Source organism: Thioalkalivibrio sp. ALE22 (genome assembly GCF_000381445.1).
GTDB lineage: Bacteria > Pseudomonadota > Gammaproteobacteria > Ectothiorhodospirales > Ectothiorhodospiraceae > Thioalkalivibrio.
The window spans coordinates 244,300-260,302 of sequence record NZ_KB906503.1; the positions used below are offsets into that span (position 1 = coordinate 244,300).

13 protein-coding genes are annotated in these 16,003 nt (G+C 68.2%); all 13 read left to right on the forward strand.

Features of this window, described 5'->3' with window-relative positions; genetic code table 11:
- Window positions 1–43: 43 nt before the first annotated feature.
- Window positions 44–2,707, forward strand: a complete 2,664-nt coding sequence (gene aceE / locus F793_RS0107330; RefSeq protein WP_018881665.1) for a pyruvate dehydrogenase (acetyl-transferring), homodimeric type — start codon at window positions 44–46, stop codon at window positions 2,705–2,707.
- Window positions 2,649–4,055: a dihydrolipoyllysine-residue acetyltransferase gene (aceF, locus tag F793_RS0107335; RefSeq protein ID WP_081618648.1), complete on the forward strand. Its 1,407-nt coding sequence runs from the start codon at window positions 2,649–2,651 to the stop codon at window positions 4,053–4,055. The genes aceE and aceF overlap by 59 nt, the downstream gene beginning before the upstream one ends.
- 24 nt (window positions 4,056–4,079) lie before the next feature.
- Entirely contained in the window at window positions 4,080–5,864 is a 1,785-nt protein-coding gene (gene lpdA, locus F793_RS0107340; RefSeq protein ID WP_018865840.1) for a dihydrolipoyl dehydrogenase, read from the forward strand.
- Window positions 5,865–5,870: 6 nt separating this feature from the next.
- The gene (locus F793_RS0107345; protein WP_018881664.1) at window positions 5,871–6,842 is read left to right on the forward strand and encodes an OmpA family protein; all 972 of its coding nucleotides are present in this window, start codon (window positions 5,871–5,873) and stop codon (window positions 6,840–6,842) included.
- Window positions 6,843–6,899: 57 nt separating this feature from the next.
- Window positions 6,900–8,123 carry an argininosuccinate synthase gene (locus F793_RS0107350; RefSeq protein ID WP_018881663.1) on the forward strand — a complete coding sequence of 408 codons (1,224 nt, stop codon included), beginning with the start codon at window positions 6,900–6,902 and terminating at the stop codon, window positions 8,121–8,123.
- Between the two features lie 118 nt (window positions 8,124–8,241).
- Entirely contained in the window at window positions 8,242–10,158 is a 1,917-nt protein-coding gene (locus F793_RS0107355) for a diguanylate cyclase (RefSeq protein ID WP_038036969.1), read from the forward strand.
- 93 nt (window positions 10,159–10,251) lie between these two features.
- A complete protein-coding gene (locus tag F793_RS0107360; protein ID WP_018881661.1) occupies window positions 10,252–11,040 on the forward strand; it encodes a VacJ family lipoprotein in 789 nt (262 codons plus the stop codon).
- The gene (locus tag F793_RS0107365; protein ID WP_018879476.1) at window positions 11,037–11,561 is read left to right on the forward strand and encodes a hypothetical protein; all 525 of its coding nucleotides are present in this window, start codon (window positions 11,037–11,039) and stop codon (window positions 11,559–11,561) included. Before F793_RS0107360 ends, F793_RS0107365 begins: the two co-directional genes overlap by 4 nt.
- Window positions 11,558–12,946 carry a UDP-N-acetylmuramate:L-alanyl-gamma-D-glutamyl-meso-diaminopimelate ligase gene (gene mpl, locus F793_RS0107370; protein ID WP_018881660.1) on the forward strand — a complete coding sequence of 463 codons (1,389 nt, stop codon included), beginning with the start codon at window positions 11,558–11,560 and terminating at the stop codon, window positions 12,944–12,946. The genes F793_RS0107365 and mpl overlap by 4 nt, the downstream gene beginning before the upstream one ends.
- Window positions 12,943–13,578 (forward strand): flavin prenyltransferase UbiX, encoded by a 636-nt coding sequence (locus F793_RS0107375; protein ID WP_018880826.1) that lies wholly within the window; start codon window positions 12,943–12,945, stop codon window positions 13,576–13,578. Before mpl ends, F793_RS0107375 begins: the two co-directional genes overlap by 4 nt.
- Window positions 13,575–14,177: an LON peptidase substrate-binding domain-containing protein gene (locus F793_RS0107380; RefSeq protein ID WP_018865832.1), complete on the forward strand. Its 603-nt coding sequence runs from the start codon at window positions 13,575–13,577 to the stop codon at window positions 14,175–14,177. Before F793_RS0107375 ends, F793_RS0107380 begins: the two co-directional genes overlap by 4 nt.
- A 56-nt stretch (window positions 14,178–14,233) precedes the next feature.
- On the forward strand, window positions 14,234–14,620 hold the full coding sequence (gene trxA, locus F793_RS0107385) for a thioredoxin (protein ID WP_018865831.1): 387 nt from the start codon (window positions 14,234–14,236) through the stop codon (window positions 14,618–14,620).
- Between the two features lie 193 nt (window positions 14,621–14,813).
- Window positions 14,814–15,755, forward strand: coding sequence for an AEC family transporter (locus F793_RS0107390; protein WP_018881659.1), 942 nt, complete (start codon window positions 14,814–14,816; stop codon window positions 15,753–15,755).
- The last annotated feature ends 248 nt before the right edge of the window (window positions 15,756–16,003 follow it).

Below are 16,003 nucleotides of genomic sequence, written 5' to 3' on the forward strand. Positions count from 1 at the left end.
TAGTGGCAACCCGACTTCCAACCCGTTTTCAGGGGTAGAGCGCATGGACCCGAACGCGACCGAACACGATATCGACCCGCAGGAGACTCAGGAGTGGATCGACGCCCTGGCCTCCGTGCTGGAGACGGATGGCCCCGAGCGGGCGCATGCCCTCCTCGAACGGCTGGTCGACAAGGCGCGCCGCAGCGGGGCTTACCTGCCGTACTCCGCCAATACCGCCTATGTGAACACCATCCCCACCCACCTGGAGCCCGAGTATCCGGGCGACGGCGCGGTGGAGCACCGTATCCGTTCCTACATCCGCTGGAACGCGATGGCCATGGTGGTCAAGGCCAACCGCGCCTCGGCCGAGCTGGGTGGGCATATCGCGACCTTCGCCTCCGCCGCCACGCTGTATGACGTCGGCTTCAACCACTTCTGGCATGCCCCGTCGCACGATCATGGTGGCGACCTGCTGTTTGCCCAGGGACACTCCTCGCCGGGGATCTACGCCCGCGCGTTCATGGAGGGCCGCCTGACCGAGGAACAACTGGACCACTTCCGTCGCGAGGTCGATGGCAAGGGCCTGTCCTCCTACCCGCATCCGTGGCTGATGCCGGACTTCTGGCAGTTCCCGACCGTGTCCATGGGCCTGGGCCCGATCATGAGCATCTACCAGGCGCGCTTCATGCGCTATCTGCAGGATCGCGGCCTGGCGCAGACCGAGAACCGTCGCGTCTGGAGCTTTGTCGGTGACGGCGAGGTGGACGAGCCGGAGACCCTGGGGGCGATTACCCTGGCCTCGCGCGAGAAGCTGGACAACCTGACCTGGGTGGTGAACTGCAACCTGCAGCGTCTGGACGGCCCGGTGCGCGGCAATGGCAAGATCGTGCAGGAGCTGGAGGCGATCTTCCGCGGCGCCGGCTGGAACGTGGTCAAGGTGCTGTGGGGTCGCTACTGGGACCCACTGCTGGCCAAGGATACCGACGGGCTGCTGCAGAAACGCATGATGGAGGCGGTCGACGGCGACTACCAGAACTACAAGTCGCGCGACGGCGCCTACGTGCGCGAGCACTTCTTCGGCAAGTACCCCGAGCTCAAGCGCATGGTGGCCAACATGTCCGACGAGGACATCTGGCGCCTGAATCGCGGCGGCCATGACCCGGTGAAGGTCTATGCGGCCTACAAGGCGGCGGCCGAGCACAAGGGCCAGCCGACCGTGATCCTCGCGCACACGGTGAAGGGTTACGGCATGGGCGCGGCGGGCGAGGCGCAGAACCGCACCCACAGCCAGAAGAAGATGGACGCGGACGACATGAAGCAGTTCCGCGACCGCTTCAATATCCCGCTGTCGGACGAGCAGGTGGAGAGGGCCGAGTACATCAAGCCGGACCCCGACTCCGACGAGATGAAGTACATGCACGAGCGGCGCAAGGACCTCGGCGGCTACCTGCCGGTGCGCCGCCCGCTGGCCACCCCGCTGGAGATCCCGGGGCTGGATGCCTTCAATGGTCTGCTGGAGGCCTCCGGCGAGCGCGAGATGTCCACCACCATGGCCTTCGTGCGTCTGCTGACCCTGCTCGCGCGCGACAAGAAGATCGGCAAGAACATCGTCCCGATCGTGCCCGACGAGGCGCGCACCTTCGGCATGGAAGGGCTGTTCCGTCAGCTGGGGATCTACTCCTCGGTCGGCCAGCTCTACGAGCCGCAGGACAAGGACCAGGTGATGTATTACAAGGAGGACAAGAAGGGCCAGATCCTGGAAGAGGGGATCAACGAGGCCGGCTCCATGTCCTCCTGGATCGCGGCGGCCACGTCCTATTCCACGCATGGCGTGGCGATGGTGCCGTTCTACATCTTCTATTCGATGTTCGGCTTCCAGCGCGTTGGCGACCTGATCTGGGCCGCCGGCGACATGCGTGCCCGCGGCTTCCTGATGGGGGCGACCGCCGGGCGCACCACGCTGGCCGGCGAGGGCCTGCAGCATGACGACGGCCACAGCCTGATGATGGCCGCCAACGTGCCCAACTGCATCGCCTACGACCCGACCTTCGCCTTTGAGCTGGCGGTGATCGTGCAGGACGGCATGCGCCGCATGTACGCGGAGCAGCAAAGCGTCTTCTACTACATCACCGTGATGAACGAGAACTACCCGCAGCCGGCCATGCCGAAGGGCGCCGAGGAAGGCATCCGCCGCGGCCTGTACCGGCTGCAGGCCGGCGGGCGCAAGAAAAAGAAGGTGCGCCTGCTGGGCTCCGGTACCATCCTGCGCGAGGCCATTGCCGCCGCCGAACTGCTGGACCAGGACTTCGGCGTGGCCGCCGAGGTCTGGAGCGCGACCAGCTTCAACGAACTGGCCCGCGACGGCCGCGATGCCGAGCGCCATGCGCGCCTGCACCCGGACGCCAAACCGCGCACATCCTGGGTGGAGGAATGCCTGGGTGATTCGGATGCGCCGGTGGTCGCCGCGACCGACTACGTGCAGGCCTATGCCGACCAGATCCGTGCCTTTGTGCCGGCCGACTACCGTGTGCTGGGGACCGACGGCTTCGGCCGTTCGGATACCCGCGCCGCGCTGCGCCGCCACTTCGAGGTGGATCGCTACCACATCGCGGTCACGGCCCTGAAGGCCCTGGCCGATGCCGGGACCGTCGAGGTCAAGACCGTGAGTGACGCGATCAAGAAGTACAAGATCGACGTCGAACGGCCCAACCCGTTGCAGGCCTGAGGCCGCCGGACCCGAGGCAGGAGCAGACATGAGCAACACGACTACTGTGCACGTCCCGGATATCGGCGACTTCAAGGACGTCGAGATCATCGAGGTCATCGTCAGCCCGGGGGACACCGTTTCCCCCGAGGACCCGCTGATCACGCTGGAATCCGACAAGGCCTCCATCGAGATCCCCGCCCCGCAGGGCGGCACCGTGAAGGCGCTGAAGGTAAAGGCCGGCGACCGCGTGAACGAGGGCGACCCGATCCTGGAACTGGAGCCCTCCGACGAGGGTGCCGCCGAGGACACCTCCGCCAAGGACGAGGCACCGAAGCAGGAAGCGCCGTCTTCCGCGGAGGCCCCGGCCGAGCCGGCCCCCGAGGCCGAGAAGTCGCAGCCTGCCCCGAAGGCCGCCGACCGGGCCGATCCGCGGCCGTCGCCGACCGAACACATCCGTGACGAGTCGGCCTTCCGCAAGGCCCATGCCTCGCCGGTGGTACGCAAGTTCGCGCGCGAGCTGGGCGTGGACCTCAGCAAGGTCGAGGGTTCCGGGCGCAAGGGCCGCATCCTGCGTGAGGACGTGCAGGGCTTTGTGAAGCGCGCCCTGAGCCAGGGTGCCGGCGGCGGCCTGGGCGTGGAGCCGATGCCGGAGATCGACTTCTCCGAGTTCGGTCCGATCGAGACCCAGCCGCTGTCGAAGATCAACAAGCTCACCGGCAAGAACCTGCATCGCAACTGGGTCACCGTCCCGCACGTCACCCAGTTCGACGAGGCGGACATCACCGAGCTCGAGGACTTCCGCAAGTCGCTGAAGGCCGAGTACGAGAAGAAGGGCGTGAAGGTCACCTTCCTGCCGTTTTTGATGAAGGCGGTGGTCTCCGCGCTCAAGCAGTACCCGCGCTTCAACGCCTCGCTGGATGCGACCGGCGAGAACCTGATCCTGAAGCAGTACTACAACCTCGGCATCGCGGTGGACACGCCGGACGGTCTGGTCGTCCCGGTGGTGCGTGACGTCGACCGCAAGAGCCTGGTCGACATCGCCTCCGAGCTGATGGACCTGTCTCAGCGCGCCCGCGACAAGAAGCTCAAGCCCGCGGACATGCAGGGCGGCTGCCTGACCATCTCCAGCCTCGGCGGGATCGGTGGCACCCAGTTCACGCCGATCGTGAACGCCCCCGAGGTGGCGATCCTCGGTGTGTCGCGCTCCAGCATGAAGCCCGTCTGGAACGGCAAGGAGTTCGAGCCGCGCCTGATCCTGCCGCTGGCGCTGTCGTACGATCACCGGGTGATCGACGGCGCCCTGGGCGCCCGCTTCGCCACCACGCTGAGCGCGCTGCTGTCCGACATGCGCCGCATGTTGCTGTAAGCCAATTCGAACCGGAGTGACTGGATGAGCCAGACCAAGACCATCGAGGTCCCGGATATCGGGGATTTCAAGGACGTCGAGATCATCGAGGTCCTGGTACAGCCGGGCAGCGAGATTGCGCCGGAGGATCCGCTGATCACGCTGGAGTCCGACAAGGCGACCATCGACGTTCCCGCCCCCGAGGCCGGCACCGTGAAGAAGCTGCACGTGAAGGTCGGCGACAAGGTCTCCCAGGGCAGCAAGCTCCTCGATCTTGAGGCCAGCGGCGAGGCCGCGGGCGGAAGCGATGACGCCCCCGTGTCCGGCGGCGACAAGACCGAGTCCGACAAAGCGGAATCCGGCGCCGCGAGCGAGCCGCAGAAGGCCGCGCCCAAGGCGGCCGCCGACCCGAATACCGACAGCCAGTGCCAGGTGCTGGTGCTGGGCTCCGGCCCCGGCGGCTACACCGCCGCCTTCCGTGCGGCGGACCTGGGGCTGGACGTGGTGATGGTCGAGCGCTACCCGCAGATCGGTGGGGTCTGCCTGAACGTTGGCTGCATCCCGTCCAAGGCGCTGCTGCATGCCGGCGAGGTGCTGCACGAGGCCGAGCGCTTCGCCGCGCTGGGCATCAAGTTCGGCGAGCCGGAGATCGACCTCGACGGACTGCGTGGCTACAAGGGCAACGCGGTCAAGAAGCTGACCGGCGGGCTCAAGCAGCTGTGCAAGCAGCGCAAGGTGCGCGTGGTGCAGGGTGTCGGCGAGTTTGTCGGCGCCAACAGCATCGCGGTTGAGGGCGATGACGGTCGCGAGGTGATCGGTTTCGAGCACGCGATCATCGCGGTCGGTTCACAGGCGATCAAGCTGCCCGGCTTCCCCTGGGACGACGAGCGGGTGATGGACTCCACCGACGCCCTGGATCTCGCGGAGATCCCCGAGCGCATGCTGGTGGTCGGCGGCGGCATCATTGGTCTGGAGATGGCCTGCGTGTACGAGGCGCTGGGCAGCAAGGTGACTGTGGTCGAGCTGTCCGACACCCTGATGCCGGGCGCGGATCGCGACATCGTGCGCCCGTTCGAGAAGCGCGCGAAGAAGCGTTTCGAGAACATCTTCCTCAAGAGCAAGGTGACCGAGGCCAAGGCCACCAAGGCCGGCATCGTCTGCCAGTTCGAGGGCGAGGCCAAGGGCCTGCCGGAAGAGGATACCTTCGACCGCGTGCTGGTCGCCGTGGGGCGCAGCCCGAACGGTGCGAAGATCAAGGCCGAGGCGGCGGGCGTGCAGGTAACCGACCGCGGCTTTATCGAGGTCGACAGCCAGCAGCGCACCAATGTCGAGCACATCTTCGCCATCGGTGACGTGGTCGGCCAGCCGATGCTGGCGCACAAGGCCACCCACGAGGGCAAGGTGGCGGCCGAGGTGATCGCCGGGCACAAGGTGCACTTCGACGCGCGCGCGATCCCGTCGGTGGCCTATACCCATCCGGAGGTCGCCTGGATGGGCGTGACCGAGGAACAGGCGAAGGCCGACGGCATCGAATACACCAAGGGCGTGTTCCCCTGGGCCGCCTCCGGTCGCGCGATCGCGCTGGGCGCCGAGGACGGCATGACCAAGCTGCTGTTCGACGCCGAGGGTCGGGTGATCGGTGCCGGCCTGGTTGGGCCCTCCGCCGGCGATCTGATCGGCGAGGCGATGCTGGCGCTGGAGATGGGGGCGGAGATGGAAGATATCGGCCTGACCGTGCATCCGCACCCGACCCTCAGCGAGACGGTGGCCTTCGCCGCCGAGGTCGCGCACGGCTCGATCACCGATATCCTGCCGCCGAAGAAGCGCTAGACCTTCATGGCCGGCCCGAGCCAGTGGCTGCGTCGCGCACTCCCGATCCTGGTGCTGGGTGTCGGCGTGGCGACGGCCGGCGCCGAACCCTACAGCGATCCGCTGGAGCGCAGTGACTGGCAACTCGTCGAGGACGATGCCACCTGTCGTATCGAGCAGACCGTGCGCCACGGAGGGGTGCTGCGTCTCGATCAGCGCCCCGGGCTGGTGACCGCGGCCTTCTGGCAGGCCCCGTATGCGATGCCGGAGGATGCCGCGCCGCGTCTGCGCACGGGTGCTCCGGAATGGCTGCGGCCGGCCACACATGCCCCGCTGGATCTGCGTCTGCAGGCTCGAGGAGCCCGGCTGTTCCGGGTCCCCCAGGGCATGGTCCAGCCCCTGAAGGCACGCTTGCTGGCGGGGCACGACGTCCGTATCGAGTTTCCCGATGGTGACGGGTCGGTCCACTTCCGCGGCATCCGGTTTGCCCTGCGCACACAGGACTTTCGCGCCTGCCGCGCGGGGCAGGCCGAACCGGCCGCCGCCCCCGAAATGGCTGCGCTGGATCGCTGGCGCGTCTACTTCGAGACCGCCAGTGATCGTCTGGATGCCGAGGCACGCGCGGAGCTGGAGGCGGCCGCGCGGACCCTGACGGCGGAAGAGAATCCCCGGGTTCGGGTCGTGGGCTGGACCGATGCCACGGGGCCGCTGGCGTTCAACCGTCGCCTTAGCCGCAGCCGGGCCGAGGCCGTGCGGGACGCCCTGGTGGAAGCGGGTGTGCCGGCCCGGGGAATCGAGATCGAAGCGGCCGGTGTGGATCCGGTCGCCGAAGGTGCCCGCCCGGCGTCGCGGCGCAGCGATATCTGGTGGCTGGATCGAGATCGCGCGCCCCAGGAGCCGGGCCAGGGCCTGGAGGGGCCCTCGGCGGAGGCGGCCCCAGCAGCGCTCGAACGCCCGGTATCCGCGCCGTCGGCGCCCTCCGGTACCCCGGCGTGGTAGTGACGCCGTTCACCAAAACGACTATATCTTCACGTTAAGACAAGGATTGGCATTTTTATGAGCTCCTCGATCAATCGCGTCGTCCTCGCCTATTCCGGCGGTCTGGATACCTCGGTCATCCTCAAGTGGCTGGAAGAGACCTATGGCTGCGAGGTGATCACCTTCACCGCCGACCTGGGCCAGGGCGAGGAGGTCGAGCCGGCCCGCGCCAAGGCCGAGGCCCTGGGGGTCAAGCAGATCTACATCGAGGACCTGCGCGAGACCTTCGTGCGCGACTACGTGTTCCCGATGTTCCGCGCGAACACCATCTACGAGGGCGAGTACCTGCTGGGCACCTCGATTGCGCGGCCGCTGATCGCGCGGCGCATGGTGGAGATCGCCGAGGAGACCGGCGCCGACGCCATCGCCCACGGCGCCACCGGCAAGGGCAACGACCAGGTGCGCTTCGAGCTCGGGGCCTATGCGCTGAAGCCGGGCATCCAGGTGATCGCCCCCTGGCGCGAGTGGGACCTGAATTCCCGCGAGCGCCTGATGGCCTACGCCGAGCAGCACAGTATCCCGGTGGACTATGCCAAGAAGGGCACCAAGTCGCCGTATTCGATGGATGCCAACCTGCTGCACATCTCCTACGAGGGCGGGCCGCTGGAAGACCCGTGGACCGAGGCCGAGGAAGACATGTGGCGCTGGTCGGTCTCCCCGGAGGCGGCGCCGGATGCATCCGAGACGCTGACCATCGGCTTCGAGAAGGGCGACCCGGTCTCGATCAATGGCGAGCGCATGAGCGCGGCCGAACTGCTCGCGAAGCTCAACGAGCGCGGCGGCGCCCACGGTGTTGGCCGTCTGGATATTGTCGAGAACCGCTATGTCGGCATGAAGTCGCGCGGCTGCTACGAGACCCCGGGCGGCACCATCCTGCTCAAGGCGCGCCGCGCGCTGGAGTCGATCACCCTGGACCGCGAGGCCGCGCACCTGAAGGACGAGCTGATGCCGCGCTACGCCAGCCTGATCTACAACGGCTACTGGTGGAGCCCGGAGCGGCGCATGCTGCAGGCCGCGATCGACGACACCCAGGGCGTGGTCAACGGCGAGGTTCGCCTGCGCCTGTACAAGGGCAACGTGATCGTCGCCGGTCGTCGCTCCGAGGACACCCTGTTCGACGACGCGATCGCCACCTTCGAGGACGATGCCGGCGCCTACGACCAGAAGGATGCCGAGGGCTTCATTCGCCTGAACGCACTGCGCCTGCGCATCGCCGCCAGCCGCAACCGGAAGCCCACATGAGATGACGGACCACGACCACCAGCCTCCGCGGTCCCGATGTACCCTGGCAGGGCGCACCGGCGTGGCGTGGGGGCTGGGAGGGGCGGGCCTGCTGCTTCTTGTGCTGCTCGGGTGGTGGATGCCCGGTGCGCTGCCGGCCGCGGGAGCGGGCGACGCCGACGCCCCCGCCGAACAGCGGCTGGTGCTGGGGATCCTCGCGCACCGCGGGGACGAGGTCGCGCGCAGCCGCTGGACCCCGTTCGCCGAGTACCTGTCGGAGCAGGTGGACGGCGCGTCCTTCGAACTTGAACCCGTGGACAACGATGGGCTGCAGGCGGCGGTAGCGGAAGGTCGCTTTGACCTGGTTCTGACCAACAGCGGCTCCTACGTGATGCTGGAGCAGCAGCACGGCATCTCCCGCATCGCTACCATGCAGCCGCGCCAGGTCGGCCGTGACGAGGATCGTTTCGGCGCGGTGGTGATCACGCGGGCCGATCGCGAGGACCTGGTAGAGCTGGACGACCTGCGGGGGCAGCGACTGTCGGCCGTGCACCCCGATGCCTTCGGGGGCTGGTGGATGACCTGGCGCGAGCTGCAGGCGGCCGGTCTGGATGTCGAAAGCGACCTGGCGGCGCTGGTGTTCACCGGCTTCCCGGTCGGTCGCGGGCTCGACTGGGTGCTGCAGGGCGAGGTCGATGCCGCGACCTTTCGCACCGGCATCCTGGAAGACCTCGAGGCCCGCGGGGATCCGCGGGTCGATCAGGTCCGAGTGGTCGGCGAACGCGCCTTTCCCTCGTTCACCTACCGCGCCAGCACGCGACTGTATCCCGAGTGGCCGCTGGCCATGCGCGGTGACCTGGACGCCGGGCTCGCCCACGCGATCCTGCTGGCGACCCTCTCGCTGGACGAGGGGCATCCGGCCAGTCGGGCGGCCGGTATCGGGGGCTGGGCCGCGCCGCGTTCCTACGAGGACGTGCACGGCCTGATGTACGAACTGGGGGTGGGTCTGTACGCCCCGCAGCCGTTTGATGTCCTGGCCTGGCTGCGCGGCCATCTCCTGTGGCTGGTGTCGGTGCTGGCGGCGGTTGCGCTGGTGGCACTGCTGTATGTGTCCCGGGTCCATGCCCGGGTGCGGCGCTCCGGGCACAACCTGGAACGCAGCATGGACGCGATCCCCGATGCAGTGATCACCCTCGATGCGCATGGCGGCATCTCCTACGTGAACCCGGCGGCCCGGGATCTGGCCGGACTGACCCGCGATCAGGTCCTGGGCTGCTCGCTGGACCAGCTCCTCGACCTGCGCGAGCTCGGGACGGGCCGCCCGCTGTTACCAGACAATGCCCGGGGGGAGCGGCTCGACCAGGCCCTGGGTGAACGCTCGGATGCGCGCCTGGTCCGGCGCGACGGGCATGAACTGATCGTGCGCATCGCCCGCACGGCCCTGGATCCGGTCGCCGGCAGTTCGGTCCGTACCTTGCTGGTGCTGACGGACGTGTCCGAGGAGCGCCGGCTGGTCGACCGCCTGGTGCACGAGGCCAGCCACGACGGCCTGACCGGCCTGCTGAACCGGCGCGCCTTCGAGCGCGAACTGGAGATTGCGATGCACGCGGCCCGGGAGAATCGCGCGGTGGCCAGCCTGTTGCTGGTGGACCTGGACTACTTCAAGGAGGTCAACGACCGTCATGGACACCGCGTGGGCGACGACCTGCTGCGTCAGGTGGCCCATGTCCTGCGCCAGTTGACCCGCGGCCATGACGCCGTGGCCCGGATCGGGGGTGACGAATTTGCGATCATTGCCCGTGACACCAACGCCGAGTATGGGCGTATTCTTGGTCAGCGCATCTGTTCGGCCCTCGGCGACCGGCCGTTGCAGGTCGAAGCACGTGACGTCACCATTGGCGCATCGGTGGGCGTGGTCGAGCTGGGGCCCGATATTCCCGGCGTGGACGAGGCGTTCGTCGCCGCCGACCGGGCCTGCTACCACGCCAAGGATCAGGGTCGCGGCCAGGTCGGGCTCGCGCGCAAGGCGGATATCCATCCGATTGCCGGATCCTGAGGGCGATCCGGTCCCCGGCCTGCGCGGAATGGCTTCGTGCCGGCGCGGTCCCTGCGACACCGGTGCGGCGCCGGTTCGAAAGAAAGGAATTACATGTCCATTGTCTCCCGCTTGCGACCGGGCCTGCTGGCCCTGATGTTTCTTGGCCTGACCGGCTGCGCCACGGTGCCCAGCGAGGACCGTCACCCGGATGATCCCTGGGAGTCCTACAACCGCGCCGTGTTCGAGTTCAACCAGGACTTCGACGAGTCCCTGCTGCGGCCCGCGGCGGTACAGTACCGGCGCCTTCCGCAACCGGTACAGACCGGGGTTGGCAACTTCTTTTCCAATCTCAACGACTTCACCGTCCTGTTCAACAACCTGCTGCAGGGCAATCTGGAGAATGCCGCGTCGGACACCGGGCGCATCATGTTCAACACGACCTTCGGGCTGTTCGGACTGATCGACGTGGCGTCGCCGATGGGGCTGGACAAGAACAACGAGGACTTCGGCCAGACCCTGGGCGCCTGGGGCGTGGCACGGGGCCCCTACCTGCAACTGCCCTTCCTCGGACCGAGCACGGCGCGGGATGCCCCGGCGCGGCTGGTCGATGGCTACACCAATCCCCTCTATCACACCAACCTGCGCGACGATCACACGGGGTGGTGGATCGGCCTGATCGCGCTGGACGTGGTCGACATGCGCGCCGGTCTGATCTCCACCGAGCGCATGCTGGCGCAGTTGTCCGATGACCCCTATATCGCGATGCGCCAGGGCTACCTGCAGCGCCGCGACTTCCTGGTGCGCGGCGGTATGGGCGATGAGGAGGCCGATGCGATGCTGGACGAGCTCGAAGAGCTCGAGGCGCTGGAGGCCATGGAGGCCGAGGAGCAGGGGCGTTGAACGGTCTGACCCCGATGCTGAACATCCTGCGCCTGCACAGCGGGCCGCAGGACCTGCCGGCGGACAACGGCACCCTGATCTTCTGGGTCGGCATCGCGCTGATCGCCGGGATGGTGATCGGCATCCCGCTGTACGGCTTCGGCCAGGCGCTGGCGCTGAACGTGATGGACCTGGTGGTCCTGTACGCCTTTGTCGTCATCGTGCTCAGTCTGCGCGGGGTGCCGGACCGCTGGCGCCAGACCTTCACCGCCATGGCAGGCACGGGCGCGGTGCTGGGGCTGTTGATGGCGCTGCTGATGCTGCTGGCGGGCGGCCCTGATCCGGCGCGCGAGCCCGAGGACGTTGCCACCGGCATCGTGCTCGGGATGCTGGTGCTCTTCGCCTGGCTGTTGCTGGTGTTCGGCCACATCCTGCAGCAGGCGCTGGGGCTGGGCATGCGACTGGTGGGTATGCTCATTGCGCTGGGCTACATCGTGATCTCCAGTGTGCTCACCCAGACCGCGATCGGGCTGTTCCAGTGAGCGCCGGGCACCTGCACATCTTGGGCATCGGCGGGACCTTCATGGGCGGGCTGGCCCAGCTCGCCCGGGCCCATGGCTACACCGTCACCGGCTCCGACCAGAAGCTGTATCCGCCCATGTGTGACCAGCTGGCGCAGGCGGGGATCACCTGGCACGAGGGCCATGATCCGGACACGCTGCCCGACCGGGGCCCGGTGGTGGTCGGCAATGTGATGCGGCGGGGCATGCCCGTGGTCGAGGCGCTGCTGGAGCGCGGGCTGGACTACACCTCGGGGCCGCAGTGGCTGGCCGAACACCTGCTGCGCGACCGCTGGGTGCTGGCGGTGGCCGGTACCCACGGCAAGACCACCACCGCCAGCCTGCTGGCCTGGATTCTGGAATACGCCGGCATGGCCCCGGGTTTTCTGATCGGCGGGGTGCCGGGCAATTTCGGGGTCAGCGCCCGCCTGGGGGATGCGCCGTTCTTCGTGATCGAGGCGGACGAATACGACAGCGCCTTCTTCGACAAGCGCGCCAAGTTCGTCCACTACCGCCCGCGGACCCTGGTGCTGAACAATCTCGAATTCGATCACGCCGACATCTATCCGGATCTGGCCGCGATCGAGCGGCAGTTCCATCATCTGGTGCGCACCGTGCCGGGCCAGGGGCGCATCCTGCTGCCGGCCGGCGATGCCGCGCTGGAACGGGTGCTGGAGATGGGCTGCTGGACCCCGGTGGAGTACCTGAGCACCCATCCCGATTCGGGGGCGTCCGCCGCGCTGGCCGCGCGCCCGCTGAAGGCCGATGCCTCGGAGTTCGAGGTGCTGGCGGATGGCGCCGTGATCGGGCGGGTCGCCTGGTCCATGAGCGGCCGGCACAACCTGGCCAATGCCCTGGCCGCCCTGGGCGCGGCGCGCCATGCCGGTGTGCCCCTGGCCGCCGGGATTGAAGCGCTTCCGGAGTTTCGGGGGGTGCGGCGGCGCCAGGAAGTCCGCGCCGAGATCGACGGCATCCGGGTGATCGACGACTTCGCCCATCACCCCACCGCGATCCGCCTGACCCTTGAGGGGCTGCGCGGACAGGTGGCCCCGGGTGGGCGCCTGGTGGCGATCCTCGAGCCGCGCTCCAATACCATGCGCATGGGGGTGCACGCGGAGGCCCTGGGCACCGCGCTGGAAAAGGCGGATGCGGTGCACCTGTACCATGCCCCGGAGATCGACTGGTCCACCGAGGGGCTGCAGCGGCAACTCGGCGAGCGGCTGTCCGTGGCGCGCGATATCGAGTCCCTGCTGCAGGGGATTCTTGCCACGGCGCGCGCCGGCGATACGCTGGTCATCATGAGCAACGGAGGCTTCGACGGGCTGCACCTGCGCCTGATCGAAGCCCTGCAGGGAACGCCCGCATGAGTGAACGCCCGCGCAGCATCTCTCTGGCCCTGACCGGTGCCTCCGGGGCCCCCTATGGCCTGCGCCTGCTGCAGTGTCTGGTGGAGTCCGGGGTTCAGGTGCATCTGATGCTGTCGAAGCCGGCCCAGGTCGTCCTCGGTCTGGAGACGGACCTGGACGTGCCGGGCCGTCCGGTGGAGATCGCGCGCTACTTCACCGAACTCTACGGCGCGGCCCCGGACCAGATCCACTGCTACGGGGCCGAGCAGTGGACCGCACCGGTGGCCAGCGGCTCCGCCGTCCCGGAGGCGATGGTGGTCTGCCCCTGTACCACGGCGACCGTATCGGCGATCGCGACCGGGGCCTCGCGCGGCCTGATCGAGCGCGCCGCCGACGTGGTCCTCAAGGAGCGGCGCCGGCTGCTGCTGGTGGTGCGCGAGACCCCGTTCTCCGAGATCCATCTGGAAAACATGCTGCGTCTGGCGCGCATGGGCGCGGTGGTGATGCCGGCCAACCCGGCCTTCTATCACCGGCCCCAGTCCATCGACGACCTGATCGACTTCATGGTGGCCCGCGTGCTGGACCATCTCGATGTCGAGCATGCCCTGGTGCCGCGCTGGGGCGCCGCCGTCCCGCCGGGAGAGGATGCATGACCACGCTGCCGCTGTTTCCGCTGAACACGGTGCTGTTCCCCGAGGGGTTGCTGCCGCTGCGCATCTTCGAGACCCGCTATCTCGACATGGTGCGCCGCTGCCTGCGCGACGATGGCCGCTTCGTGATCGTCGCGACGGAGCCCGCCCCGGAATCCGGGGCGCTCCCGGCCGAGACCGATCCCTCCGCGGGTTTCTACGGCGTGGGGACCGAGGCGGCCATCGTGGACTGGGATCAGCGGCCGGATGGCCTGCTGGGCATCCTGGTGAAGGGCGAGGGTCGCCGCGTGATCCACAACCCCCGCCGCGCCGACGACGGCCTGTGGCTGGGCGAGGTGGAGTCGCTGCCGGAATACCCCGAGGTGAGCCTCCCGGTCGATTATGCCTCGCTGGCGGACCTGCTGGAGCGCCTGCTGGACCAGCTGGGGACGCCCTGGTCCCACCTGGAACGGCGCTTTGACGACTCGACCTGGGTGGCCGCCCGCCTGACCGAGCTGCTGCCGATCGATCTCGAGATCAAGCAGCAGTTGCTGGAGGCGGACGACCCGATCGAACGCCTGGAGCGCCTGCGAGCGGCCATGCTCGCAGCATCGAAATCCTGAAAGCCGGCGGCGAGGCTGGTAAGGTTCCGGTACATTTTTAACCGGAGCCCGCCATCATGGCCGTTCAGGAACTCACGCAGGACAACTTCGAATCCACCATCACCGGGAACGACATCGTCATCCTGGACTTCTGGGCCCCGTGGTGCGGCCCGTGCCAGCAGTTCGCCCCGACCTTCGAAGAGGCCTCCGGCAAGCATTCCGACGTCGTCTTCGCCAAGGTGAACACCGACGAGGAGCAGGGCATCGCCGGCGCCTTCCAGATCCGATCCATCCCGACCCTGATGATCTTCCGCGAGCAGATCATCGTGTTCTCGCAGCCGGGCGTGCTCTCCGCCGGCCAGCTGGACGAGGTTCTGGGCAAGGTCCGCGAACTGGACATGGAACAGGTGCGTGCCGACGTCGAGCGCCAGCAGCAGGAACAGCAGCAGGCCGGCGGCGCGTAAACCGCCCCGGACGACTGTCTCCAGCGGGCCCTGGCCCGCAGGACCGAACCCGGCCGGGTGCCCGCCCCGCCGGGTTTTTTCGTGTGGGGCGTGTGCCGGCGCCGTAGAATGGGCGCTGACCGCCCCGACCCCGCCTCCAGGCGCGAAAGGATGCCTTCACCATGCCCTCCTCTCCCCAGGATGCCGGCCCGTCATGCTGAGCGTGATGACCCAGATGGGGGCGCTGATCGTCGCCGGCGTGGTGTGGCGCGCACTGCAGCCCGGCGGCCTGGACGCCGACAACACCCGCCGGGTCCTGACCACCCTGGTGTACTACCTGCTGCTGCCGGCGCTGGTCCTGCAGGTGCTGTGGGTCGCGCCGCTGGGCCTCGACTCCCTGCGGATCGCGCTGGTGGCGGGCCTTACGGTCCTGGCGATGGTCGGGGTCACGTTGCTGGCCTGCCGCGTGTGCATGGCCGAACGGGCCGCCATTGGCGCGATGCTGCTGGCGGCGGCCTGGCCCAATGCGACCTATCTGGGCCTGCCGGTACTCGACAGCCTGTTTGGCGACCCTGGGCGCGCGGTGGCGATCCAGTACGACCTGTTCGCCTGTCTGCCGCTGGTACTGACCCTGGGGGTGCTGCTGGCGCGGCGCTACGGGGATCCCGAGGCCGTGCGCCTGTACGGGGGCGGCAGCCCGCTCCGGGCCCTGGCGGCGGTGCCGTCCATCTGGGCGGCGGTGGTCGGCGTGGTGCTGAATCTTGCCGGTGTCCCGCTGGTCGACTGGCTGGATGTCTTTCTCGGGTTTCTGGCCGACAGTGTGGCGCCCTTGATGCTGTTCTCGCTGGGGCTGGCGCTGGTGTTCAACCGCTTTCGCGGGCGCGATGCCCGGCCGCTGGCGGTGGTGGCCGTGGTCCAGCTGGTCCTGGCTCCCGTCTTTGCCCTCGGGCTGGTGTTGTGGACGGGTCTCGAGGGGGTGCCCGGTGTCGGGTCGGTACTGGAGGCGGCGATGCCGGCGATGGTGCTGGGGCTGGTGTTCTGTGATCGCTTCCGGCTGGATACCGGGCTCTATGCCGCGGCGGTGACGCTGACGACGGCGCTGTCGCTGATCACCCTGCCGCTGTGGTTTGCCCTCGCCACCCATCTCATCGCCTGACCTTTGGGGCTTCCCCCGCCGTCTGGCTGTGGCTGGTCCTGGTTCGGCATCCGGTGTTTACGGTGGCTCCGGTCCACATACTGCCTTGCGCTGACTCGCCAGCGCGCCCCGAGGCACTTTCTTGCTTGCCCAAGAAAGTGCCCAAAGAAGGGCACCCGGATTTCGCCCGGGAACCTTGCTCCAGGGCCCTCGGGCCGGCGGCGCTGAACTCGCTACGCTGCGCTTCGCTCAGACATCCAGCGCCTTCT

What these genes read in the sequence shown, in the direction of transcription:
- aceE (WP_018881665.1), top strand. Translation starts at nt 44, where the DNA reads ATGGACCCGAACGCGACCGAACACGATATCGACCCGCAGGAGACTCAG.
- lpdA (WP_018865840.1), top strand. Translation starts at nt 4,080, where the DNA reads ATGAGCCAGACCAAGACCATCGAGGTCCCGGATATCGGGGATTTCAAG.
- F793_RS0107345 (WP_018881664.1), top strand. Translation starts at nt 5,871, where the DNA reads ATGGCCGGCCCGAGCCAGTGGCTGCGTCGCGCACTCCCGATCCTGGTG.
- F793_RS0107350 (WP_018881663.1), top strand. Translation starts at nt 6,900, where the DNA reads ATGAGCTCCTCGATCAATCGCGTCGTCCTCGCCTATTCCGGCGGTCTG.
- F793_RS0107355 (WP_038036969.1), top strand. Translation starts at nt 8,242, where the DNA reads ATGCCCGGTGCGCTGCCGGCCGCGGGAGCGGGCGACGCCGACGCCCCC.
- F793_RS0107360 (WP_018881661.1), top strand. Translation starts at nt 10,252, where the DNA reads ATGTCCATTGTCTCCCGCTTGCGACCGGGCCTGCTGGCCCTGATGTTT.
- F793_RS0107375 (WP_018880826.1), top strand. Translation starts at nt 12,943, where the DNA reads ATGAGTGAACGCCCGCGCAGCATCTCTCTGGCCCTGACCGGTGCCTCC.
- F793_RS0107380 (WP_018865832.1), top strand. Translation starts at nt 13,575, where the DNA reads ATGACCACGCTGCCGCTGTTTCCGCTGAACACGGTGCTGTTCCCCGAG.
- trxA (WP_018865831.1), top strand. Translation starts at nt 14,234, where the DNA reads ATGGCCGTTCAGGAACTCACGCAGGACAACTTCGAATCCACCATCACC.
- F793_RS0107390 (WP_018881659.1), top strand. Translation starts at nt 14,814, where the DNA reads ATGCTGAGCGTGATGACCCAGATGGGGGCGCTGATCGTCGCCGGCGTG.